Here is a 26074-nt window from a genome sequence, read left to right as displayed (position 1 = left end):
AGATCATGAAAATTCTTTATTAAACTCAGTATCTGCCTTTAATATGACTTAATATGGTAATATGTTAAACTATTCTAAAAAAAGAGGAAATTTAGATGTTTGAAATTCTTCAATATGGATTTATGCAGAATGCATTCCTTGCTGCTATCATGGTTAGTGTAGCTTGTGGAATTGTGGGCACTTATGTAGTAATCAAAAAAATTGTGTTCATAAGTGGTGGTATTTCTCATGCTGCCTTTGGAGGTATTGGTTTAGGTTATCTTCTGGGTATAAATCCAATAATCACCGCCATTCCTTTCAGTATTTTATCTGCATTAAGCATTGGATTTTTAAGTAAAAAGGTTGAAGTAAGTGAAGATACTGCAATCGGAATTTTATGGTCTGTGGGAATGGCGCTGGGTATTATATTCGTAAATTTAAGTCCAGGATATGCTCCAGATTTATTCAGTTATCTTTTTGGAAGCATATTAACTGTGCCTACGTCCGATTTAATCATAATGCTGGTTCTGGATATTATTATTCTAGTTACTGTTTTGCTATTTCGCAGGGAGTTTACTGCCATATCTTTTGATGAAGAATTTTCGAAAGTGGTGGGAATACCCTCAGAGATTATGTATCTCTTGCTTCTATGTTTAGTGGCTTTGAGCGTGGTGGTGCTCATAAAAGCCGTGGGTGTTATACTGATTATTGCACTTCTAACTATACCTGCTGCCATAAGCAAGAACTTCACCCACAATATCAATAGATTAATGGTCTACTCCACGTTTACAGGGATAATATTAACATTTATTGGATTATGGTTATCTTATCTGCTTAATCTAGCCTCAGGAGCTACTATAGTATTGGTTCTGGGATTTACATTTATTTTAGTTTCATTAACAAAAAAATTAGGTGAAAACCATTTAAATTTATAAAGGTGAATAAATTTTATTAGATAAATTTTATTATATTTAAAGGTAATAATATGATTATGAAAAATAGAAACTTGTTTTTTCTGACATTTTTTATATTTTTATTAACTATTAGTTCCATTACTTATGCCGATGTTATAGAACCGGGTATGAAAACAATAAACCTGAATTATAAAATATCAAATATTAATAATTATCCTGATTATGTGTTTTTACTTCACGGAACTCCAAATCCAGATATAGAAATTATTAACTCTTCTGAATTTAGTTTTTACAAATTGAGCACGGTTTCTATTTACGCAATTAAAAAAGCTGATTTTAACCAGGAAATTTTAAATGGAAGCCCTGAAGAGATACAAGCATTTTTCGAAAACAACCCCAACCTCATTAAATCCAACATGACTCTTGATGGAAGTTATGGAGACGTTAAAATTGAAAATCCTTTAAAAGAAGTAACAATAATTCTAGAAATTAAAGATTTAAATTCCAATGAATTAAATATTGAAAAATCAAAGATTATTTATACTTTTGAAGATGGTTCTCAACAAGAAGAGAGTATTGAAGATCAAAATAATTTACCTGAACCTTCTAGGGGTATGTTCAATCTTAATGATTACTGGTGGTTAATAATAGGCGTTCTACTAGTTTTAATGGTAATAGTGATTATAATAGTAAAATTCAGATAAATCTACACTATCAATTACTTATTTTAATTACCAAACTATAGAAGATCTATTTAATAAAAAATCTATATACCATGATTAATATATGGTAATAAAAAATCTATATGCATCAATGAATGTGTTGAATTACGCTAAGTTAATAGGAATATTGTTAGAGGTCAAAAATGATTTTTAGCTCTGATTTGGCTGATACCCTTAAAACAGCTGAAGGAGATTATATTACTATCACTATCATGCCTGGAAAAACGTATTATGGTGAAGTTAAATTGGTGAAAAAGGATTATTTAACTTTAGATCTTAAATTACGTGGCGGTAAAGATAAAACATCTGTATTAATTCCTTTTAAATATATAATATCAATAGAGTTTTAAGATATTTAGATAAATTTAATAAAAATTTTTAAAAATAAAAAAAAATTTAATCTGATTTTAACCTTTTAATTCCATCAGGAGCACCAATTATAACCTCATCAACCATCTTTGAAAATATACCATTATCCACAACCCCCGGGATATAGTTAATCTCTTTTTCCAGTATACTTGGATTATGGATTTTATCAAATTTAGTATCGATAACAAAGTTGCCATTATCAGTTATAATAGGACCATCTTTCTGTTGGGCCATTCTAAGAGATGGAATACCTTTTAATTTGATCAATGCTTTTTCAACTACTTTTAAAGCCTGAGGAATGATTTCTACAGGTACTGGGAAATTTCCTAATTCATCCACTATTTTTGATTCATCTACAATGACGATAAATTTTTCTGCAGCATTATCCACTATTTTTTCAAGTGTGTGGGCAGCTCCCCCACCTTTAATAAGATTCAGATCAGGATCAACTTCGTCTGCCCCATCAACTGCAATATCGATTTCATGTTCATTAAGAGTAGTTAAAGGAATGCCAGAATCTCGGGCAATAAAGAAGGATTGATATGATGTAGGAATTCCCATAATCTCAATTTCTTCATTTTTTATTCTTTCACCTAATCTGGTTATGAAATGATGAGTGGTAGATCCAGTTCCTAATCCAACTACATTACCGTCATTTACGCGTTTTGCTGCTTCATATGCTGCCATTTTTTTAAGGTTCATAGAAAAGTACTCCTTTAAGTTATCGAAATATAACCGTTATATTAAGTTTAACAACAATTTGAATTTATTTGGATAAATAAAATATAATAGTTATAGGCTCAAAACTGCTTCAGTAATATCTAATCCTTTAATACATTTATTTTTAGGTTTTCCCTTATTTTTAATGATTTTACATTTGTCACCATTTTTTAAACCATCTGGGAAACATAGATCTCGCATTAAACATTCTTCTTCACAATCAGGAGCATTGAAAACTATCATTGATCCTTCAAATGCAATTTTTGTATCAACTAATGTGTTGATAAATGCTTTTTCTACTTCCACAACTTTAACTTTATTACCTTCATGAATAGGGCAATTATGTTCAGTATCTTTAACATTTTTAATGACATACATCCTCCCTATTTCCAGTGAATCAATACAGGTACTTTTGAACCTGCATTTTTCGCATTCAGTGGCTTCACCATAATGAAGAAATTTTAATCCCTTTTTTGCAAGATTTTTCCCAATAAGTGTAATCAATCAAATCACCCCAGTGGTGGTAGCTAGTTTCTCCGCTGCTTCCCTGGTAAGGCCACGATCCCCTAAAATTGTGTACCTCTCTTTTCTAATAGTATGAGCTATAGTTAACGCTTCAATAATATCTTCAGGTTCAATTCCTAATTCATGTGCAGTGGTGGGGGCTTTTAGAGTTTTTAATGCATCCCGTATAAATTTCCAATCAGCGCCGTGTAAGTGCATCATCATTATGGTGCCCACTCCACATTGTTCACCATGTAATGCTGGTTTTGGACATATAATATCCAATGCATGGCTGAATTTATGTTCAGAACCACTTGCTGGTCTGCTGGTGCCGGCAATACTTATGGCAATACCGCTGCTTATTAGTGCTTTAACCACCATTCTTGAACTTTCCACCAGCCCCTCTTTTATAGCATCTGCAGATTTGATTATCATCTTTGCAGTCATAAGTGAAAGTGCAGAAGCAGAACTACTGTAATATTCATTCAAAAGACGATTGGCCAGTTTCCAATCCATGATAGCTGTGTAATTTGATACAATATCTCCACACCCAGCTGCAAGTAGCTTAAATGGGGCTTTACTTATAATCTCTGTATCTGCAATAACTCCAATGGGCGGTTGTGCCTGGAGTGATACTGTACCTTTTTCACTCCGTATAGATGCTCTGGGAGAGGCTATACCATCATGGGAGGCCGCAGTAGGGACACTGATAAAATGAATATTGGAGCGTGTGGATGCCATTTTTGCCACATCGATAACTTTTCCTCCCCCAACACCCAAAACAACCGATACAGAATCTATAAAATTTTCAACACTGGAAACAGCTTTTTCAGATGCTTCATCTATTTTAACAGTTTCCACGTCAAAGCCTTCATTTTGAAGGCTCTCAGTAGCCTTTTCTCCCCCTATTTTCAGGGTTTTAGGTCCTGTTACCACTAAAACTTTGCCAGAAAAACGTAAATCTTTACAGATAGTTCCTGTTTTTTTTATTACTCCCACACCAGTATGAATTTCCCGGGGTAATTGAATCTTTTTTGCATCCATTTTTTTTACCTTCAATCATTATAAGATTTAAACCCATAAAATAATTTTGATTTTATCTAAGAAATTTATTAGAAATACTAATTGATTTAATCTGATACTACATATATTAATTACTATTACATATTGCAATAAATCTATACTCAACAAATTGATAACACACTAATATTAAACTACTAAACAATCAATCGCTAAATACTATTATTCCATAAACAATTTCCATATCAATAAAAATACACATAATTGATTTAGTTTTGATACTAAATAGTATTATATTACTTAAATTCCAATAAATGAAATACTTATATTAATTTGTATAACACTTTAAAAATTACGGTGAAATAATGTCAGAATTCAGTGAATGGTTTCATAAAATCCTGGAAGAAGCAGAAATAATCGATATCAGATATCCTATTAAAGGTATGCATGTCTGGATGCCACAAGGATTTAAAATAAGAAAAAATGTACTTAATATATTGAGAGATATCCTGGATGAAGAACATGAAGAAGTACTATTCCCCTTACTAATACCCGAAGATGAACTGGCAAAAGAAGGTATACATGTTAAAGGTTTTGAATCTGAGGTTTATTGGATTACTCATGGCGGTTTAACCAAGTTAAACAAGAAACTGGCTTTAAGACCTACCAGTGAAACAGCAATGTATCCCATGTTTTCATTATGGGTAAGATCACACACAGACCTGCCTCTAAAGTATTACCAAATAGTTAACACCTTCCGCTATGAAACAAAACATACACGGCCTTTAATAAGAGTTAGAGAAATCACAACTTTTAAAGAAGCCCATACCATGCACTGTACTAAAAAAGAAGCTGGAGATCAGGTAAATTACGCTATAGAGTTATATAAAAGATTTTTTGACATGTTAGGAGTACCATACGTTATAACCAAGAGACCTATTTGGGACAAATTCCCTGGTGCAGATTATACCATGGCTTTTGATACAATCATGCCCGATGGTAAAACTTTACAAATTGGAACTGTCCACAATTTAGGCCAGACCTTTGCCCGTACCTTTGATATAACCTACGAAACTGCCTCAGGTGATCATGAATATGTTTACCAAACCTGTTACGGACTTTCTGACCGGGTTATTGCCTCAATAATTGGTATTCACGGTGACAAAAAAGGTTTGTGCCTACCCCCAGATATTGCCCCCTATCAAGTTGTAATAGTTCCAATTATTTTCAAGGAAGGTGGTGAAGAAGTATTGAAACTTTGTCAAGAAATCAAAGAATCACTGGAAAAGGAAGGCAACTTAAAAGTATACCTGGATGACCGGGATATGAGGGCTGGTAAGAAATTTTATGAATGGGAAATGAGAGGAGTTCCGCTCAGAATAGAGTTAGGCCCGAGGGATATTAAAAATAAAAATATGGTGGTTTTCCGTAGAGATAACCTGGAAAAAGAATCAATTCCACTAGGAAATGACGTATTTAGTCAGGTTAAAGATATGTTGAGTAAAGTTAAAGTGGACATGAAAAGTAAGGCAGAAAAAGTATTTAATGATAATATCGTGAGTGTTGAAACTGTGGAAGATGCACGAGAACATATTGAAAAGTACCGTGGTATTGTTAACTTTTACTGGTGTGGTGATGAGGATTGTGGAAAGGATCTGGAGGAAAAGGTTCACGTTGACATTTTAGGTGTTCAAGAGGAATACGAAGAAGAAGGAGAATGCATTAACTGTGGTAGTAAGGCAAAATACAAGACTTTAATAGCTAAAACATATTAATAATAAACCTAAGGACACTACCAACAAAAACTGATCCAGGAAATATATTATTTAAAGTAATTCGATCTACCTAAATTTAAAGAAATAGATAATTGGAAAATTCTTAGTAATGAGGATAAAGAATGAATATAAGAGTAATCTTCGTTGTTTTCATAATTGTTGCTTTTGCCTTTGGCACTGGAATCTGGAGTTATCTCTCCCTACAAGGACTAGATATTAATCAAGCTTACGAAACAGGAGCATTAGAAATAGTACAAAATAGCAGTGCCGGTGCAGTACCCCATGACATTACAATAAAAAATAACGGACTCGAATCAGTGAAAATTAAAGTTGGAGATACTCTTACTAGTTCCACAAGTGAAAACATGGTTATTGCCGAGAGTAAGATAATTGATCCTGATTCTGTTACCAATGTCAAGGCTTACTGTATAGAACCTGAAAAAAGAGCGTTAGCTGGTGAAAAACTCATCCCCACCAACAGTAGTTCCAGTCGAATCATTCAAATAATAAAAGATTCCAATATGCAAAACCCAGAAGGGGCTCTGAAAGCTCAACTTCAGATATGGGTACTGGTATCTGGGGGAAATTTAAATATTTATCGTGCTGAACCATACGCAGTTATTAAGACCCAAGGATTATCCTATACAGAAATGCGAGATAACGTTTCAGAGGCAAAAATCGAGGTTATGACCAAATTTAACATGAGCGAAGAACAGTTAAGAAATGTACAGAATCTTTCAGATGCAGATCAGGGGCAGAGCTGGATAGACGGAATTATAATATGGATCAGGACAAATTTAGGCATTTAAACTATTTTTAATAAATGAATTTGATTGAGTGAAATTTTAGATTTTTAAGAGGTAAAAATGAATAAAAAAACTTGTGCAATAATACCAGTTTCACGTTTCTACCATGCAAAAACTAGATTATCACCAACATTAACCATTAAAGAACGTGAAAATCTGTTAAAATCCATGTTAAAAGATGTAATAGCTTCATTAAAAGAAACATTAGATGTAGTTGCAGTTATAAGCTCAGATGATGACGTTTTAAACTACGTGAAAAAATTGGAAGTTACACCAGTTAAAGAGAAGGGAAAAACTGATCTGAACGGTGCATTAAGTCAGGCTGTTGATTTTTGCTGGGAAACTTGTGATAAAATATTAATAACACCTTCAGATGTACCTCTAATTAAAAAAGCCCATATAGAAGACATGCTAAAAATGGGTGAAAAATTTGATATGGTAATAGCCCCTTCAAAGGGTGGGGGAACCAATGCCATATTATTTACCACCCGGGATATGAGAACTAAATTTGGAGATTACAGTTTTTTTGAACACTTAAAAGAAGCAGAATCAAATAATATATCCTTCGGCGTATATGATTCCTTTTACTTATCCATGGACGTGAATACTGCTGAAGATTTGGGTGAAATAATTTTACATGGCCATGAAACCGAAACCCAGAAATATTTAAAATCTTTGCCCTTGAAAATTCGTTCCAACCATGGTTCTGAAAGATTAGAAGTCAAAAGAGTAGAAAAAGATGAAACTTAAATCAGCCATTTCCATAGCCGGATATGACCCTTCAGGCGGTGCAGGTATTCTAAATGACGTTCGAACCTTCACTGCATTAGGTATATATGGAACTGCAGTAATAACGGCCTTAACTGCCCAAAATATATATAAAGTGGAAGACATATTTCCCGTTGACCCTGATTTTATTGAAAAAGAGATTGAACTTATTCTAGAGCAGGAACAAATTGAATACGCAAAAACAGGCATGCTCTACTCTGAGAAAATAGTTAAATGCGTGGCCCACAAGGTTTCTGAACATGAGCTGAAAGTGGTAGCAGATCCAGTGATGGTAGCTGGGTCTGGTGGTTTTTTATCCCAGAAAGATTTTGCAGATTCTCTCAAAAAATATCTCCTACCCCATGCCTTATTGACAACTCCCAATATATCTGAAGCTGAAGCATTATCTGGTTATAGAATAGAGGATGAAGATGATGCAATGGAAGCTGCATTAAAGATAGGGGAAATATGTAACGTGGTTATTACAGGAGGTCATCTTCAAGGTAATGACACTTATTTTGATGGGACAGTAAAGGTAATTGATGGAGAAATCATAAAAAGTAAAAACACCCATGGCAGTGGTTGTACCTATTCATCAGCAATAACTGCCTATTTAATTAAAGGATTCAGTTTAGAAGAATCAGTTCGAAAAGCTGGCATATTTGTAACTGAAAGTATAAGATACGGGTACAAAGGTACCCTTAATCAATTTTGGAAATAAATATCTTAAAAATTCATATCCTCTTAGTATATTTTAATTCCCTGAATTTTATGATAAACTTTGTGCCTTTAATTCTTTCCATGGTTAAATCTGCGTCTAACTGGTCTACTAAACTCATTATTAGTTTCATCCCCAGAGTCGTGGAATTTTCTAATTCTAAATCATGAGGCAAACCTACACCATCATCACTGATACTCATTATGAATATACTATCCTTTTTTCTAAGTCCAATAGTTATTGTACCGTTTTTACCGTGAGGAAATGCGTGTTTCAGGGAATTTGTTATTATTTCATTTAATAGTAATCCTAATGGAATTGCGGTGTCAATACCTAAATAAAAAGTATCCAGGTCTAAATTGAGTTTTATAACATTTGAATCAATGCCATTCGAACTTAAAAGACCCAAAGCAAGACTTTTTATATAATCTGCGAAGTTAATTCTGGCCAGATCTTTTGATTGGTATAGCTTTTCATGCACCATAGCCATAGATTTTACACGGTTCTGGCTTTCTTTAAAAACAGATTTAACATTCTCGTCTTCAAAATAGGAGGATTGAAGATTTAAAAGACTGGTTATTATCTGCATATTATTTTTTACACGGTGATGAATTTCTTTAATAAGCATCTCTTTTTCATTGAGAGATCTTTTTATTTCATTTTCAATTTTTTTATGGTGAGTTATATCCCTTATTATCCCCATGAAAGATTCTACATTTCCCTGATCATTTTTTATCACTGAAACATTCACTTCACCTGAAAAATTTGTTCCATCCTTTTTCGACATCTTAAATTCTGTATTTTTTAAAATACCCTTATTAAAAACATTTTCAAAAAAAGGGAATATTCGTTCTTTTTCAGTTGAATCAATAATTTTAGTAATATTTTCACCTATTAGTTCCTTTTTATGATTATAATCATACAATTCCAGTGCTCTCGGAGATAAAAACTTAATGGTTCCTTTTAAATCTATAACAATTAATGCATCGGGAGAAGTTTTAATCAATGTTTTATACATCTCTTCTGATGCTTTCAATGCTTTCTCAGCATTCTTTTTATCGGTTATATCCAAAAGCGATATTAAAGTCTTTTTTGTTTCGGGGATAAGGGACGCCGTTGAAAAAATATTTTTTATATTGCCCTTTTTAGTTAATAATTTAAATTCATAATTTCGAGGAGCAGCGTGGGAATGGGTTGGATCTAATCTTAAAGTGTGATAATGGCTCATTTTTTTTCTATCTTCATCTGCAACAAAATCCAGAAAGGCCTTTTTTCCAATAATATCTGTTTTGGAATAACCAACAATTTTTTCAAATTCTTTATTTATCAACGCAATTTTACCATCTTCTTCAATAGTAGCAGTAGCAGTTCCTGTATTTTCAAAAATAGTTTTATATTTTCTCTGACTCACTAATATCTTATTATTCAATAATTCCAACCGATATAACATTTGATTTATCGAATTACCTAATTTCTGTAATTCATCATTTTCAGTTACTGAAACTCTTTTTGATAGGTCAGAAGATTCACCAATTGTTGTTACATCATTAATTAATCCTGACAAACGTTTTAAAATTACTTTATCAAGGTATAATAATAGTATTACCCCAATTACCAAACCGATAATTAGAAAGGAAAGAAGATAATAAAGTACAGTTTCATAAAACTGTTCATGAATGGTTCTAGGCATTTTAACATTTAAACTGTAAACTGCTTTTCCCAGGTCATCCCTTAGAATTGTAAAAGAATTAATAGAATTGGATTCATTACTTTGTATCATCACTGGGGTTTCTTTGGAGAATGAAGGATCTATCTCATTAAAGTACATGTTTTGAGTAGTGTGTGGTATAAATTTGATTTCAGAAGTTTTAATTCCAGTATTCCTCTTAATTTCCTCTGAATTAAAATATCGGCCTACCATTAAAAAATAGCTGGTACTTCGGTTATTTCCAGAGGATATGGGCCAAATAGAAATTATCATTGGATTATTTGATAAAGCAAGAACTCCATTAACTGAGGTGTTAGAGTTCGAATTGATGGAACCGTTTGATATATAATTTTTTAATTCATCTGATACCGGGATTTGTTTCTTTTTTTCTAAATCGAATGCTTTGGAGTATAGTACACGCTTGGAAGAATCATATATTACAACTAAATTTATTCTCGAATTTATAAAATTTTGATTGGTTAAATTTTTTTTAATATAATTAGATTCCTGTTCTGGTGATAATAATGAAGTATCAAAGTTCTTTGACATGTATTGAGCCGTATCATTTAAACTCTCCATGTCTTTTAGTAAAGCTCCCTGGATTATTTCCATATTTCTACGGGCATTATTTTCATCTATTTCATCAAAACTATGAATTATTAAAGCTTGAGAAACCATATATAACGTGAAAATAAGTACTATCAATGTTACTCCGATTATTATCAAGGTTTTTCCACGTAAATTCATCAATTTTTCTCCGATTACATGCGATTTTTTACAGATTAAGATGCTTATACTTAAACTAATATTTAAATTGTGCTATACACGAATATTAAAACACATTTAGAGAACAAAATGTTAATACTATATATAGATAATTTAAATTAATATAAAAGAGGTTTTTAAATGAAAACTAGATGGAAACTATTTATAATATTGTTAATTTTAAGTCTAATTGGAATTATTACAGTAATCCCCTATTCATTAACTCTCCAAGGAGGAATCCCTGCAGAATTACCAGTGCCCTTGCATATATTATTAATTGCCCAGATAATACAAAATACAGTTTTATTTGCAGTTTTAATAGGTTTGGGTCTTTTTATAGCTAAAAAAATAGGATTTGGCCTTCCTATACTTGAAGGATGGTTAGAGGGAAATGAAGTTAGGAGTTACCTAAAATCTATTTTAGGAATATCAATTGGTTTAGGAGTAGCTGCAGCTATTTTGATTATAGTTTTTGATAACATTTTCTCTTTAATGGGTGTTACCCTAATTGGAGCCACTGCAACTCAAATCAATCCTCCAGCATGGCAGGGTTTTTTGGCATCATTCTACGGCGGAATAAATGAAGAAATAATGATGAGACTGTTTTTAATGAGTCTTTTTGTCTGGATCTTCTATAAAATTAAAAAAACTGCCCAGGGCAAACCTACATCAATAGGAGTATGGTTGGCTATAATTATAACAGCAGTTCTATTCGGTATTGGACACCTGCCTATAACCAGTGCTATAACTGCTATTACTCCAGGTATTATACTTCGTGCCATAGTTTTAAATGGAATTGGTGGAATAATTTTTGGATGGCTATACTGGAAAAAAGGTTTAGAATCCGCCATGATCTCTCATTTCTCGGCAGACATAGTTTTACACGTAATTCTTCCCATAATAATACTAATATAAAACAGCAAATAATTATAAGAAGATAACTGCTAATTAAGGAGTTGTAAAAATATTAAATTAAAAATTTAATAAATATCTCTTTCAACGAATGAAATGAGATATTTACTTTTTTCAAATAAAAAAAAATAGAATAAGATACTCAAATTTAAAGAAGTTCATCTCTTAAATCTATTGTATCTTCCAGATCGGGCCCTGTGGATATAATGGTTACAGGAACACCGGTTTCGCCTTCAATTTCATCAATAAATCTTTTAATTTCCATGGATAGTTTTGAGTAATCTTTTACTCTTTCGCACTGTGGATAAAGTCTGTCAACACAGGTCAATGCTATTTGGGTTGCTCCATTTATCATGCATGATTCTTTGGCCAGATCCATGTCAAAAAGGCCAACTCTTCTTCTTCTGCCAGTTACGGTTCCGTATTCTTCCAGGCCCATTTCTTCTGCCTTTTTCTGACTCATTTCTGTACTGAAAGGTCCTTCGCCGACACGGGTTATATACGATTTGAAAACTACTATTACATCGTCCACCCGAGTTGGTCCAACACCCACGTCTGCGGCGGCTGTGCTTGCAGTTGTATCCTTACTGGTGACAAAAGGATAAGTACCATAATAAAGTGAAAGACCAAAACCTTGTGATCCCTCAATAAAAACATTTTGTTCATTATCTAAAGCCCCATTAACCTCTTTAGGAACGTCGGTTGTGTAAGACTTCATTTCATCAACATCCCCAGCAAGCTTGGCCACCCGCATTACCCGGTCAGAGTTTGCAGGGCCACAGCCAGTACCAGTACTTCCTATCTTCTTGGAAAGATAATCAGAAGCCTGATCCTGCTCTTTATGTTTTTTTTCTATGATTGCACATCTATAATCAGCAAAAGTTCTACCTTTAACATCATATTTATTCAGATAATCTAATTCATGTAAAAATACCTCTGGATCTACTAAGACACCTGCCCCAATTAGTAGTCTTGCCCCAGTATGAACAAATCCAGAAGGAGTTAGTCTTAATCCATATTTTTCACCGTGAAATTCTACAGAATGCCCTGCGTTGGGACCTACTCCTGCTCTTGCTATGATGTCGGGTTTATCGTTGTAACAAAGATATGTAATACATTTTCCTTTGCCTTCGTCACCCCATCCGCCTCCAACTAATACACTACATGTCATGTGAAATACTCCTTATATTATAGCCTCTTTTATATTAAAAAAGATTTAATAAAAACTTTTCCCTTACTAAAAATTCTATATAACAAAAATTATTTTAATAACCATGATGATCAAAATATTGATTATTAAGCTTTATTATTGAATAAAACATTATCTTGGCCCGACAATTTGTTTAAATATTTCTGGTGTGAACTTTCTCTGAAGTGCAATTAAAATGTGCTGCTCCAATGCCTCCTCTAAAGTTTCTTCTGTGATTTTCTCCTCTCCTTTCCGGATTCTTATGGCCTGGGCAATCTGGGCAATGTCACGTGCATGGGCGAAAGTGGGCTGAAGATTTTCCCCTCCCTGTGATGTTTTCAGGTAAACCTTTTCAAATCTTTTTAAGATCCCTTCATCATATTCCTCGTTTAATTCATCAAGATTCCTCTTGAATACCTCTAAAATTTCATCAGTGGAAGGATTCTCCAGGAAAATGTGTAAGGGAGCTCTTCTTAAATGGGCCTCATCCATAATAGTTATTTCTAGGTTGGTGGAAAATGCCGGAATAAAATGAGTTTGAACCACTATAGGGGCACCTTTTATATAAATAACATCTCTCTTGTTCTCTAGCGGTACAATTAATCGGTTTAAAAGGGCGTTATGATCCTCTTTCTGCCTACCCAAGTCATCTAAAAGCAGAACACCTCCATTAGCCTTAATAATGGGAGAAGTTTCATAAACACCCTTGTTAGGATCATAATTCGTTTCTAGTTTTTCTGTATTCAATTCTGACCCAGTAAAGACAAATGGGGCGTATATTTTAATCCATCGGGGATCTTCCGGCTGTTTTTTAGTGGGTCGGTGAAAATCAGGGTCATATAACTGTATGACCATTTCATTAAACTCGATAAATTTAGGGATTATAATAGGAGGTAGGAGATCTGACATTTTACTGGTTAGGAATGTTTTACCAGTTCCCGGGGGCCCGTAAATAAAAAGACCTGTTCCTCCGATGGATGCTTCCACTAATGTTTTTTTAGCTCTTTCCACCCCTACAACATCTTTAAAAGCTTTTTCAACCACTTCAGGTGGTATTTGTAATGGGAATCTGTCCTTAAGCTGTACTTCCATTATTTTGTAGTAAACATCGTAAGATACCGGGGCCAGACCTACATATTGATTCTCAGTTAAAAGTTTAGCTGCCTTTTGATACCCTTTCTTCTTTATTGTGTACTCAACACTGGGAAATAAAAATCCTCCCCCGGTAGGAACACACAGATCATCGGCCTCCAGCATTTTAAGGATTTCTTCCAGGAGATCAATATTTAATCCGGTTATTTCGTGTATTTGGCTTACCTTTATATTTCCATAGGTTGAAACCACCTTTAATACCAGATTTTTTATGAAAGCATCAGAAAGATCAATTTCTTCTAAAGATTTAGGTTCTTTAAGGATTGCAAAAAGTTTACGCATTTTCCCATCATGGTAGTAGTCCATGTAATCACTTACCCCTCAAATTATAATAATGAATATAATATGTGTTTATTAATAGATATTTTTATTTAAGAAACTTGATTAAATTGAGTATTATTCATAGCACATTATATGCTTTTTGGCATTAAATAATCATTTTCTCAAAAAAACAAAAGATTTTCGTTAAACAATTTTGAATATAATGATATTATAATTGATTTTTTCGACATTTAACCAAAACAATTTACATTTGACCAGTACAACTATTTTCATGATACTAATTAAATTATAAACTAATCTATTTATTCTTAAATCAATATACGGCTTTATATTACAGATATAAATCATTAATAATAACCATCATTGCAGCCATGATATATGGAAATCCTGTTTTATATGATAAATAAAATACCACAGTCCGCATGCTGACTAACTGGTGAAGATTTAGAAAATAAGATTAACAAAACCAATACGAAATATCTTTGAGAAAAAAATAAAAAAAAGGATAACCGGCAGTGGGATTACAAGGTGATTACGGCTTTTTTTCTGCTTGGTTTTCCTTTGCGTGCTCTAAATGGAAATTCTCTACCTTTATGGCTGTGGGTTTAAAAGACTGTTTATCTGGTCGTCGCTGAGGTCGTAATGGTAGAATTTTGAATAAAATTCTTTTGTCAGGCTGTTCATATCTATATCCTGGAATTTCTCAGGATAAATAGTTTTAGCAGTCCAAGGGATCCCCAAAATTATGTTTACACCTGGTGGTCTGTCAAACCAGTTTAGAGGATCTTGTGGAATTAAATAAACCTTCTTTTCTTTTACTGCTTTAACATTCTGCCATTTAGAATCGTTGTAAACTTTTTTGTAGAAATTAGGGTCGCCCACAAGTATTACATCTGGATTCCAGCTTAACACTTGTTCCATAGAAACATCTGACATACCATAACCCTGTTTTAGGGGGACATCTGCCACATTTATTCCACCACACAGTTCAATTAACTGAGAATGTTGTGAACCTGTTGGATCAGTCTGCAACCCTTCAGGACCTTCAGCATAATACACAGTCTTTTTCTCACTTTCCGGAATGGTAGAAACCGTGCTGTTAACCTTCTTGAGCATGGTTTCATAGAAAACAATTAACTCATCGGCCTTTTCCTGAACTCCTAAAAACTCTCCCATAAACTTTATAGGTGCCCTGTATTTGGTTACATCCGAAACATCTAAAACTGCTACAACCGGGACTTGACCAAATTTTGCCTGTCTTTCATCTACTGTTGCATTAGGATCTCCTTTTGGATTAGAACCTTCTAACACCACATCTGGATTTATAGATAGAAATGTTTCATAGTTCCCAGTTTGTTTTCCAAACCAACCACCTACTTCAGGGATGTCTTTATATTTTTGTTGAATAAATTGGCCTGTTGGTTTAAAACTCCACCCTCCTAGCTTGTCGGGAGCAAGCATATAAACTAAATTAGTAGTGGGAGGGGATGTAGCAACCACCTTGTTTATCTGGGCAGGTACTGTAACGTTCCTGCCTAACATGTCCGTAACCTGGACTGTTTGTCCATTTGAAACCGACGAATTATATGTTAAATACCCCCCTACAGCAGCAATTACGATTATAACTGCTGCAACAAGTAAAATCGTGTTTTTTCTCTCCAATAAACCGCCTCCTTATTATTTCTTCCACCAAATTAATACCCAACTGGGGTTATTGTATGGAAGCGTAAATTTCGAATCTTCTGTTTTAACTAATCTTTCAGCTAAATATTTTCTCAAAATAATCTCTTCTTCATCACCTAAACCGCCAATTCTCCACCGAAGCTTTTCAATTGCTTTATCAATATTGGGGTAATACTGCTGACTTCCAGTTTCAAGCATCTCGACATTGGCATAGATTCCCAGTTGATGAAGGATATTGTAAACACAGATATAATCGGGATGCTGGTTAAATTCTTTTTCAATAATTTCTGCACATTCTCTGTCAAATTCTCTGGCTAATACTCCCCACAATGTAATATAGACATATTTTTTAGCAATTTGATTGAGTTGTTGAAGTAACTCTCCAATGTCACATATACCGTTTAGACATCGGGAGGCTAAAACAACGTCATGAGGTTCAATATCATTTTTTACATCTAAATCTTCAATTCTCTGATTTACAGAGGTTATATTATCTAAACCTTCGTTTTCTGCATTTTCTTTTAACATGTCAAGCATTTTTGGTGACATGTCCATGGCAGTTACTTGTTTGGCTTTTTTAGCCAGAGGTATGGTAACTATCCCGTTTCCACATCCAATATCCAGTACTGTGTCATTTTTATCAATTTTGATTTTATTCAAGAGCTCCTCGGAATAATTATCCTTTTGGGTCCATTTACCAAATTTTGGTGCGATTTTATCCCATGAACCTGAACTTTTTTTGTCAGGTAGCCCTTTAACAGCCTCATTCCACAGCTCATTCCAGTAAATTAGTTGATTTATGTTGTCATCTGATTTTTGCATAATTATTTCTCCAATTAACCGTGATTTTCTAAATAGAAAATTAAATTAATGAATTTGATTTAATTCTCTAATTTGAAGGATTTTTTTGGGTACTAATTACAAATTTAATTTAATATAATTTACTTAACTCTTTTTATCGATATGTACATATAAGCATTTCGATAATTCTTTTCAATTTTAGAAAAAATTATTGATGTTTTTGAAAAAATATGATTAAAAACAGATAGACAAAGATCTATAAAACTAGAAAAATAGCACATTTAATTACCAACTGTTTTTTTGATTTTCAAGAAAAATATTTTCCAAAAAAAGATTATTAATTGAGATTAAAATTTGGAATCTTCAATTGCCAGAACTGACCACAAACTCAATCCCAAAATAAATTATAATTCGTATCAAAAATCTATCAACATATATATTTGATGAGTTATGGTTAGAGGTTATGACACTAACCATCTAAAATTTTTAAAATAATTTTATAATATACTTGGTATAAAATAAGTCTATAATATTTGGTGATTTAATTGAAAGACAAAATAAAAAAAACCAATTCCCATAAAGACATTCTTTTATCTTCATTTTTGGATATATGCTGTTTTTTGATAATTTTTATTGTGATTATTGCAGGAGTTCTAACCCCATCCCCTGATACATCGCCAGCCACCAGTACCTCTTCAATAGAAGTCACCAGTGAAATTTTGGGAAATGAATCTATGGGTAGGGTTACCAAAGAAGGGCCCTATGGAAATCCAAATTCCATCACGAAAATAGCCTATATCATGGGCATGCACCCGCGTGAATCAAGATCCCATAACGCCACCATGGCCATTATAAGAAATAATTCTAAATCTCTTGAGAATTGTTACTACCTTTATTATATTAACATCACCCAGGAGACCTATGATTATACCATGGGGCGGTTGAATGGTCAGAAATTGGCTTACAAATACGTTGTTCCCGATGTAAATTCCGATAATTACAGCTTAGTGATAGATGTACATGCTTCTAATGGACTCTACATAAACACACCGTATGTATTTGTACCCATAAATGATAATAAATCATTAAACATCTCTAAAAATCTTACAGATTCCTTGGACTGGCTTTATTATTTTGATCTTCCAAATCCATCCAGTCTTGAGTACTGTACTCTCCCTATAATTGAAAATGGAACACCAACCATTATATTCGAAGCTTATGGAACTCCCAATAACACCATAAAAGACCAGGTAAATGAATTCATATGGGCTGTGGACAAACTAAAACTTTAAGAGATAAAATGTTAACAATTCTAGTCTCAGCCCTATTAAGAGATGTAAGAGTGTAATTTAATTATCAATCACTTTATGATTTTAATTAAAGAGTTTATTGCCAGTCCCCCCCCCCCTTTGGATTTGAAAAGTAGTTTTATAATTTATCAATCGAGAAGAGTTGGCAATGACCAGTACAGACCCTAAATTATGGATTAACGCTCCAAAAACTGGTCCAATAAGACCAAAGGCTGCAAGGAGAACAGCTACCAAATTAATCAAAATAGGAACTGCAATATTAATGTTTATAGTACTTAAAACTTTTCTAGAGAGAGTTATAAGTTCGGGGATCTTACCTATATCATCAGACATTAAGGCAATATCTGCAGTTTCTATTGCCACATCAGCTCCTAATGCCCCCATAGAAATACCAATATCTGATATAGCCAGGGCCGGTGCATCATTAATCCCGTCACCAACCATGCACACCTTTTTATTATCAGCTAAATGGTTCTCAAGGATTTGTACCTTACCTTCAGGAAGCTGGTCTGGATAAACCTCATCTATACCGACCTCTTTGGCAATAGAAAGGGCCACATTTTTATTGTCCCCAGTTAACATAAGAATATCATTTAAACCCATCTTTTTAAGCTGGCGTATTGTTTCGGGTGCATTGGGTTTTATTCTATCTGCTACAGTTATTAGACCTACAATAAAGTCTTCAACTGAGACAATCAAAACTGTTTTTCCCGTGTTTTCCTGAAATGAAGTGAGATCCTGCTCATTCTGATTTAATTCAATAGATTCGGCCTGGTCAATGAGCTTTTGATTGCCAACATTAACCCTTCTATTATCTACTACTGCAGAAACCCCTTTACCTAACATCATTTCAAATTCTTGAGGATCAAATACATCTATAGATTCTTGCTGCGCTTTTAAATAAACTGCTTTACCCAGAGGGTGTTCTGAAAACTTTTCTGCAGTTGCTGCTAGTCTAAGAATCTCTTTTCTGCTGTAGTCTTTGTGTAGTGGTAAGATTTCAATAACTTCAGGTGTTCCATTAGTAACTGTTCCTGTTTTATCAAATAGTACAGTATCAATTTGGGCCACATTCTCCAGTGCTTCGCCACTTTTAATTAGTATACCTTTACGTGACGCATTTCCGATGCCGGCCATGATAGCTGTGGGTGTGGCAAGTACCAGGGCACAGGGACAGAAAACAACCAGGATAGTCACCAGCCTTATGATATCCTTGGTTAGTAAATAGGTAACTACCGAAGCTATGATGGCCATGGGCACTATAAATGTGGCTACCCTGTCGGTTATCCGTACTATAGGTGCTTTTTTATCTTCTGCCTCTTTAACCAATCTTATTAATTTTGCAAGGGAAGTATCTTCACCAATCTTGGTGGCCCTAACCTCAATGACCCCTAAATGGTTTAATGTCCCTACAAATACCTCATCATCCACACCTTTATCAACAGGTATAGACTCTCCAGTCATAATGGACTGGTTTATAGAAGTGTGGCCTTTTATTATAATACCATCTATCGGGATGGTTTCACCGGGTTTAACCAGTATTACGTCATCTATCTTTACATCTTCAATGGAAACTTCTTTTTCACCGCTAGAGGTCCTTATCCTGGCCACAGGAGGTGCGAGCTGAAGTAATTTTTTAACACTTTCCTGCGCTTTTCTAACAGTCCTATCTTCTAAGATTTCGCCGATCATCATGATAACTGCTATTTCTCCAGCTGCAAAATATTCACCAATAGCAACTGACGCTATCAAAGCAATGCTAACCAGAATTCCTGCTTTTATATCAAATTCCTGGATCAATGCTTTTGCTGCTTCAAATACAATGGGAGTACCACTTATAACTACACTGATGAGTGCCACATCAAAGGGTAAAATATTATTAAGCCATCCAAACCAGCTGATTAAAAGGAATATAGCCGAGATAATTGTTAAAACAATTGTCCAGAACTCCCGGTTCATTTGTAGTTGGTTAATGTTAAATTTCAATCCGGTGCACCTTTCCTACCTTTATAAAAAGTTTTGATAGATAACTAATCTTTTGCATCTTTAATAACAGATTCAATCCGGTCTTCTATTATATCCACCAGCCGGGAATCTGCCCCCAGAGGCTCACCGTATAGGATCTGGCCATCAAACTCAATTTCCTCATTATGGTCACTGCCATGTGCATGGTGGTGACTGTGTTTATGTGAAGATTCATCATTTTTTAAACCAAGGATGCGGGGTATGTCCTGTGTGGTGTGGACTCCGTGTGCAAGGAATACTGGCAGCACAATAACCTCATTCACACCCCTAACCGCCAGTGTATTAATGGCCTCGGGTATAGATGGTTTGGATATGTTCATAAAACCGATCTCAACCAGGTACTTTGAATTTTTTTTGTACTGTTCAGCTAAATCTTCTAAGACTTGTTTTCCAAATGGCAGGCTGCTTCCATGTCCTGCTAATACAACACCAGTTTTTTTCATTTCTTCTTCACTCATCAAATCAGCTCCTCTTAGTTGAACTTTCATTCTTTTAAATAAATTTAAGGCATTTAATTATTTTTCATAAATACAGATTTTATAAACGGGGGCATTATTTTGCTCCTAAAATGCCCTGGATTTTAAAAATCATATTATTTTGTATTACTTTAATCTAGTTGATAATCACCTTTTAATTTATTTAATCTAATTATTATAGTTATTTTATAGTATTTAAAGATTTTTTCAAGCTTTTCTTAGTAAAAATAAAATTTGTTTGAATTTTAAAGGAAAATTAATACTTTAAACCTTAGAAATTCAAAGACAAAAAAGCGTATATTATTTTTAAGTAATATATTAATATGTATTATTAATCTTTTGAAAAGTGATATAAACTGTTATTTATTCAAAAAATAATAATTGATATTCAAGTTCACAAGAGCAGGTTTGAATCAGTATTTGTACAGAAAACCGCATAGTTTCCAAACTATTATTCACCACAATGTTAGCCTATTACAATTTTTTGGAGTTTAATTTCCTATAAATCCCAGAATTTAAAAATTAGATTGTAAATTAAAAAATGGGATTGACAACTCTAAAATTAAAAAAGGTAATTTGTAAAAAATCCCTACCAAAGGTAATATTTTGAATCTTTTAAAAAATAAGTAAAGTATTAACGAAAAGGAATCTTCATTTTTCAACAGGGTCACTAAAAACTAATTGAAAATAACATGTGGCCGGGTCACGAAAAGGACGTGTAATAATTTTTGATCCTCATGTCACCAGGATCATATGCACTTCTAGATTACTTGAAGGCTAAAAGTTCAAGTAAAACATATATTCAGCTGAAGTGATTTCTAAGATCCACACCCGTCCAGTTGTAATAGTGGGGTACTCTAAACCAGACCTTGAGATTTGAAGGTTCCACTACCATCTCATAACTGGTATGAGTAGGAAACAGTGGCCCACCATTAGGTATTGGTGTGCTCATCATCTGCATCATTACCTCTGGTGTTATTTTTCCCTTGTTCTTCCGACCTAGCTTCAGTAAATTATCCATTCTCAAAACACTTTCACCAGAATCAAGAGCACTTCCCGAGTCTGGTTGTTTAAGACCCCATGATGGATCAATGAAAATATTTGTAGCTGCTATGAAGCCGTTGTATTGAGGAGGCCTTATTCTATAGGTATAGGGCATCCATTCAAAAGAATTGGCTTCATCTTTATCTGCTGCGTTAATAATAGTTCCTGCAGTGGTACCTGCCTTCTGGAAGTTCTGTTCCAATTCAGTCATGTCGGATGAATTTTGTAGTAGTTGGAATATTTCCAGGTTGGTGTCAACAGGAGCAGTGGCAGGTCTAGTTATATTCATATAAAGATCTCTGACTTTTAGCCACTGGGCTGGTGTAACACCGCTGTTTAATTCCATAAACAATCCATCTCGATTGACACCAGATGTCAAGTATATTGAACCTATATATCCCATATTAGCAACGGGTATACTACCATCGTCAGGATTATAAACAACTATTTCAGTATAATTAGCCATGTTAGTGCCCAGATCATAATTACGCCCAGCTACCAACGACGAGTCTGGAGTATATGCCCCCCACGCTGCAGCAAATGAACACTGGGAGTTTGAAGACTGGTTAGAGCTCATATAGTATAATTCTTTCATTATACTGCAGGTTAGATAGGTATCATCTCCCATGCCTGTGGTTTCAGATATCCCCATGATTATCTCATTATACTGAGGGTATTGGACATAAGTCTGCTTAATATCACTCTCTAAAGTATCCAGATCACTTTCATTAATTCCACTGGATGCTAAAATGTTTAGGAATTCAGGACCGGCGGTTACCCGGTTGTAAATATCATGTAGAGTATTATTTCGTAACGCCCCGTACTGCCTGCCCATCTCACGATAACTGCCATGCAGTTCCACCAGGTATAATGGACCGTATTGGTACAGTTTCCCCTCACCGTAGGTGGCCACAACTTTTCCTGCAGGATTAACACTTTCTGCAGTTGTGGTGGTTTCTATCTGGCTGATAATTCCTGCTATAATAACAACGACCATGATGATTAATATTAAAAATAGTTTGTAATTTACCAAAATAGTTCCCCCTATAAATAATAACTTCTTTCCTCCAAATTATTTTTAATTTGAAATAATATTTACTGAGTATTTATCCTTTACATATTATTAAAGTTAATACCTTCAGTTCCTGTCTAAGTTTGCAAATAATTTTTAAAATCGCACCAACCACGTTACAAACAATTTAAATTAGTGAAATTTAAACCAACATTTAGATGATTCTTCTTGAAAACCATAAAATTATCGTTCTGTGACCTAACTCAGTATCCACTTGAAAAATATTTGAATTTCTAAGTTTGGATAATAAAAAATGATTTGATGAATTTTAAATAAAAAAAGAAAAAAAGGGATTTAGACCGTAATGGTTACAGTAGCTGATGGATATGAGTTAGACTCTTCTCCCAGAGTTTCCCCACCCCTTGTTACCTTAAGACTCATTGGTCCGGATCCTTCTGTAGTCCAAGTACTGACTGTTAAAGTACCAGATATATTACCTAAATTAACTGTTTGATCACCATTACCTGACAATCCCTTATATCCAAATTCACCACTTGCGGATCCACCCCAGTTACCATCATAATTTACAGTGACCATAACATCATCTGAATTGGAAGCATTTGTACCAGAATCATTGGAACTGGATGCGTCTGAACCAGATGTGTCAGAACTGGAGGTGTCATTATTAGTAGTACAACCAGATAAAGCAACAATACAACAAACTAAAACCACTAAACCTATTTGCAACATTTTTGAATTTCTCAACCTATCACCTCACAATAAACAATATTTGCTTATAGTTTGTAGGTTTACCTACTACTAATATTATACCGCCCCACAGTATATAGAAATTTCGTTTTAAGCTGAAATAATGATGAAGAGTACATAAAAAAATATTTTAAATTTATTTTTTAAAAAGCACAGTAATTCCTATGAGATTGTTCGCGGATATTAATAAAATAATGATCTGAATTGTTCAATAACGGCATTTTTGACCAGAAATAAATCCATAATACCTAAAAAATAATTTTGCACTCGTTTTCAACAATTTTTTTTGCCTTATCCTCAAATTTCATAAAATAATTTATGGAATAGTGGAATAAAATCCACTATTACAAATCAATAAGTTTTTAATCATCCAATCTTGTTTTGTTAGATTCATTTATCTATCTGGTCATGGATCTCCTGAAGAGCGGCACTGCAATAGCCATTGTAACAACTCCAAAAGCTACCAGTATAAGTATCTGAGTCATTACATCTCCAACACCCGCATTTAAAAGCATTATCTTACGCATTGCATCAGCAGCATAAGTCAACGGGATTACCTGCGAAATAGCCTGCATAAACCATGGCATCTGTTGAATCGGGTAGAAAACACCTCCCAAGAACATCATAGGAAACATCAACAGGTTCACAATCATGGTACTTGAGGCCTGATCTCCAGACAGGGAAATGGCAAGTATTCCTATTCCTATGAAGCTGAATATGCCTAGAAGGAGCATAAAGAATGCCAGCAGGATGCTTCCTTGAATGGTAACTCCAAAGAGAACTATAGCAATTGCAAGTATTATTACGCATTGGATTAAACCTCTGGTGCACAGTGCTGCAGTTTTACCAACGATAACAGAGAGTTGACTGATTGGTGCTGATAACATTCCATCAAAGGTGCCCATTTCCTTCTCTTTAGAGATAGCTTCCGGAATACCAGTCATGACACTCATCATCACGATCATGATCATCAATCCCGGTGCCAGGAAGTTGAAGTAATTTGTTTGTCCTGGTATTGTGGTTTGAACGTTAAGGATGTAAGGGAAAATCATGGCCTGGGGATTAACGGGCTGATTTGTTGCCTTACTGAGATCTACTATATTAGCCTCGGCCTTCATATCATTCATGCCACTTACTGTGCTGGATAATACCTGTTGAATTTGCATGGAACTTTGAGGGTTGCTGTTATCAACATATACCGTAAAATCGGCAGATTTTCCATTCGTTAGATTATCAGAGAATCCAGGAGTTATAATAAATACACCATATATCTTTCCCTTGTTAATTGCAGTCTTAGCATCATCTATGCTGGAATAATTTTTAAACTCCATATAACTGGTATTTTTATTCATGGCCTCCAACTGAGCTATGAATTCATTACTTCCCTGACCCTGATCGAGATTGACCAACCCCATGGGCATGTTCTGTTGCGTGTTACCGCTGGGGAAAATGAAACCAAACATGACCAGGAATAATAAAGGCATAATAAACAGTGTTGCCAGCGACATTCGGTTGCGTTTGAGTTCCAACATGTCCTTAGCCATTACATGGTAGCTGTCTTTTAATATTTTCACGACATCCATGATATCACCTTACTCTTGCTTTAGGTTCTGGTCCATGCCCATGATGCACAGGAGCTGATTTTTCACTGGCTTGATCACGCATTTCCTTACCTGTAACAGCCAGGAAAACATCTTCCAGTGTGGATTCATTGCTGTTGGTTATAGAGGCAATTTTACCACCTTCACGACGAATAGCATCAATGATCTGATTAAGAGCATCTGTACCCTTAGCACTGATCTTCAGGTTGTAGTGATCCTGTTGGGCCACAGCAGCCACACAAACAAGTGCATCAATCTTTTTCATCAACTCAGATGTCAGATTTGTAATTTTTATGCCAAATACAGTAGTATCACTGTCTGCTATCCTATTTTTCAGATTCTGAGGTGTGTCTAAAGCAGCAACCTTACCGTGATCAATGATTGCAACGCGATCACTCAGCGCTTCTGCCTCTGCCATAGCATGCGTGGTTAATATAACTGTGACTCCGCTCTTGTTGATATCTTTGGTAATATCCCTTATAGAAAATGTGGTCTGTGGATCTAGGCCCAGTGTGGGCTCATCCATGAATAGTACATTGGGCTCTGGAAGCAACGCTCGGATAACATTAATTCGTTGTTTCATACCCGTGGAAAACTTACTGATCTGCGTATTTTTCCATACCTGCATGTTAACCAGCTCAAGCAGCTCATCTATTTTTTCCTCCAGCTTTTGTTTTGGTATAGCATAGAGCTTCCCGAAGAACCGGAGATTTTCTGCCGCGGTAAGTTTATCATACATAATCATCTTTTCTGCCACAAGTCCTATGTTCTCGCGGACTTTGGCAGAATCTTTAATTAAGTCGTAGCCGGCTACTTTAGCTGAGCCGGATGTAGGTTGGGCCAGGGTACAGAGCATTCGTATGGTGGTACTTTTACCTGCGCCGTTTGGACCTAAAAAGCCAAATATCTCTCCGTGTTCTACCTCAAGCGATAGATCATCCACCGCTGTAAAATCACCGAATTTTTTGGTGAGATTATTTAACTCAATAGCTTGTTCTGTCATAATTTTTTCACCTAAATTTTATGCATTTATTTTGAAATACACTTGAAA

The 26074-nt window shown here is 34.5% G+C and carries 23 protein-coding genes; 9 read left to right on the top strand and 14 right to left on the bottom strand.

Annotated features, from left to right (window positions below; genetic code table 11):
• The first annotated feature begins 95 nt into the window (after nt 1–95).
• The 3 genes from CIT01_09320 (at nt 96) to CIT01_09310 (ending at nt 1965) form a co-directional block, all read left to right on the top strand.
• Entirely contained in the window at nt 96–914 is an 819-nt protein-coding gene (locus CIT01_09320; protein AXV38387.1) for a hypothetical protein, read from the top strand.
• Between the two features lie 50 nt (nt 915–964).
• Nucleotides 965–1597 (top strand): hypothetical protein, encoded by a 633-nt coding sequence (locus tag CIT01_09315; protein AXV38386.1) that lies wholly within the window; start codon nt 965–967, stop codon nt 1595–1597.
• 161 nt (nt 1598–1758) lie between these two features.
• Nucleotides 1759–1965, top strand: coding sequence for a hypothetical protein (locus CIT01_09310; protein AXV38385.1), 207 nt, complete (start codon nt 1759–1761; stop codon nt 1963–1965).
• A gap of 46 nt (nt 1966–2011) precedes the next feature.
• On the opposite strand, the gene CIT01_09305 is transcribed toward CIT01_09310, so the two are convergent.
• The 3 genes from CIT01_09305 to CIT01_09295 form a co-directional block, all read right to left on the bottom strand.
• On the bottom strand, nt 2012–2686 hold the full coding sequence (locus CIT01_09305; GenBank protein ID AXV38384.1) for a ribose 5-phosphate isomerase A: 675 nt from the start codon (nt 2684–2686) through the stop codon (nt 2012–2014).
• A gap of 90 nt (nt 2687–2776) precedes the next feature.
• The gene (locus CIT01_09300; GenBank protein AXV38383.1) at nt 2777–3208 is read right to left on the bottom strand and encodes a hypothetical protein; all 432 of its coding nucleotides are present in this window, start codon (nt 3206–3208) and stop codon (nt 2777–2779) included.
• A complete protein-coding gene (locus CIT01_09295) occupies nt 3209–4252 on the bottom strand; it encodes an NAD(P)-dependent glycerol-1-phosphate dehydrogenase (protein AXV38382.1) in 1044 nt (347 codons plus the stop codon). It abuts the gene before it with no gap.
• 341 nt (nt 4253–4593) lie between these two features.
• Between CIT01_09295 and proS the strand changes: the two genes are divergently transcribed.
• The 4 genes from proS (at nt 4594) to thiD (ending at nt 8298) form a co-directional block, all read left to right on the top strand.
• Nucleotides 4594–6003, top strand: coding sequence for a proline--tRNA ligase (gene proS / locus CIT01_09290; protein AXV38381.1), 1410 nt, complete (start codon nt 4594–4596; stop codon nt 6001–6003).
• Nucleotides 6004–6125: 122 nt separating this feature from the next.
• Nucleotides 6126–6812: a hypothetical protein gene (locus CIT01_09285; GenBank protein ID AXV38380.1), complete on the top strand. Its 687-nt coding sequence runs from the start codon at nt 6126–6128 to the stop codon at nt 6810–6812.
• A 57-nt stretch (nt 6813–6869) separates the two neighbouring features.
• Nucleotides 6870–7559 carry a 2-phospho-L-lactate guanylyltransferase gene (gene cofC / locus CIT01_09280; GenBank protein AXV38379.1) on the top strand — a complete coding sequence of 230 codons (690 nt, stop codon included), beginning with the start codon at nt 6870–6872 and terminating at the stop codon, nt 7557–7559.
• Entirely contained in the window at nt 7549–8298 is a 750-nt protein-coding gene (gene thiD / locus CIT01_09275; GenBank protein ID AXV38378.1) for a bifunctional hydroxymethylpyrimidine kinase/phosphomethylpyrimidine kinase, read from the top strand. The genes cofC and thiD overlap by 11 nt, the downstream gene beginning before the upstream one ends.
• Nucleotides 8299–8311: 13 nt before the next feature.
• On the opposite strand, the gene CIT01_09270 is transcribed toward thiD, so the two are convergent.
• A complete protein-coding gene (locus tag CIT01_09270) occupies nt 8312–10750 on the bottom strand; it encodes a hypothetical protein (protein AXV38377.1) in 2439 nt (812 codons plus the stop codon).
• Between the two features lie 159 nt (nt 10751–10909).
• On the opposite strand from CIT01_09270, the gene CIT01_09265 reads away from it, so the two are divergent.
• Nucleotides 10910–11683 carry a CPBP family intramembrane metalloprotease gene (locus tag CIT01_09265; GenBank protein ID AXV38376.1) on the top strand — a complete coding sequence of 258 codons (774 nt, stop codon included), beginning with the start codon at nt 10910–10912 and terminating at the stop codon, nt 11681–11683.
• A gap of 145 nt (nt 11684–11828) precedes the next feature.
• On the opposite strand, the gene CIT01_09260 is transcribed toward CIT01_09265, so the two are convergent.
• The 4 genes from CIT01_09260 to CIT01_09245 all read right to left on the bottom strand — a co-directional run bounded on the left by CIT01_09260 (nt 11829) and on the right by CIT01_09245 (nt 16808).
• Nucleotides 11829–12851, bottom strand: coding sequence for an adenylosuccinate synthetase (locus CIT01_09260; GenBank protein AXV38375.1), 1023 nt, complete (start codon nt 12849–12851; stop codon nt 11829–11831).
• A gap of 150 nt (nt 12852–13001) precedes the next feature.
• Nucleotides 13002–14327, bottom strand: coding sequence for an AAA family ATPase (locus CIT01_09255; GenBank protein ID AXV38374.1), 1326 nt, complete (start codon nt 14325–14327; stop codon nt 13002–13004).
• A 567-nt stretch (nt 14328–14894) separates the two neighbouring features.
• Nucleotides 14895–15965 (bottom strand): iron ABC transporter substrate-binding protein, encoded by a 1071-nt coding sequence (locus CIT01_09250; GenBank protein AXV38373.1) that lies wholly within the window; start codon nt 15963–15965, stop codon nt 14895–14897.
• Between the two features lie 15 nt (nt 15966–15980).
• A complete protein-coding gene (locus CIT01_09245) occupies nt 15981–16808 on the bottom strand; it encodes a hypothetical protein (protein AXV38372.1) in 828 nt (275 codons plus the stop codon).
• A gap of 524 nt (nt 16809–17332) precedes the next feature.
• On the opposite strand from CIT01_09245, the gene CIT01_09240 reads away from it, so the two are divergent.
• Nucleotides 17333–18079, top strand: a complete 747-nt coding sequence (locus CIT01_09240; protein AXV38371.1) for a hypothetical protein — start codon at nt 17333–17335, stop codon at nt 18077–18079.
• A gap of 81 nt (nt 18080–18160) precedes the next feature.
• Here CIT01_09240 and CIT01_09235 read toward each other — a convergent pair whose 3' ends face one another.
• The 6 genes from CIT01_09235 to CIT01_09210 all read right to left on the bottom strand — a co-directional run bounded on the left by CIT01_09235 (nt 18161) and on the right by CIT01_09210 (nt 26026).
• Entirely contained in the window at nt 18161–20056 is a 1896-nt protein-coding gene (locus CIT01_09235) for a copper-translocating P-type ATPase (GenBank protein AXV38370.1), read from the bottom strand.
• A 71-nt stretch (nt 20057–20127) separates the two neighbouring features.
• Nucleotides 20128–20580, bottom strand: coding sequence for a sirohydrochlorin nickelochelatase (locus tag CIT01_09230; protein ID AXV38369.1), 453 nt, complete (start codon nt 20578–20580; stop codon nt 20128–20130).
• Between the two features lie 820 nt (nt 20581–21400).
• Complete coding sequence (locus CIT01_09225) at nt 21401–22675, bottom strand: hypothetical protein (GenBank protein ID AXV38368.1); 1275 nt, start codon at nt 22673–22675, stop codon at nt 21401–21403.
• Nucleotides 22676–23008: 333 nt separating this feature from the next.
• A complete protein-coding gene (locus CIT01_09220) occupies nt 23009–23419 on the bottom strand; it encodes a hypothetical protein (protein ID AXV38367.1) in 411 nt (136 codons plus the stop codon).
• A gap of 401 nt (nt 23420–23820) precedes the next feature.
• Nucleotides 23821–25005 carry a multidrug ABC transporter permease gene (locus CIT01_09215; GenBank protein AXV38366.1) on the bottom strand — a complete coding sequence of 395 codons (1185 nt, stop codon included), beginning with the start codon at nt 25003–25005 and terminating at the stop codon, nt 23821–23823.
• 4 nt (nt 25006–25009) lie between these two features.
• Nucleotides 25010–26026: a daunorubicin ABC transporter ATP-binding protein gene (locus tag CIT01_09210; GenBank protein ID AXV38365.1), complete on the bottom strand. Its 1017-nt coding sequence runs from the start codon at nt 26024–26026 to the stop codon at nt 25010–25012.
• Nucleotides 26027–26074 lie beyond the last annotated feature (48 nt).

The organism is Methanobacterium sp. BRmetb2, from assembly GCA_003491285.1.
Lineage (GTDB): Archaea > Methanobacteriota > Methanobacteria > Methanobacteriales > Methanobacteriaceae > UBA117.
Note: the sequence above shows the minus strand (reverse complement) of the source record. Positions and strands in the feature narration are given on the sequence as shown.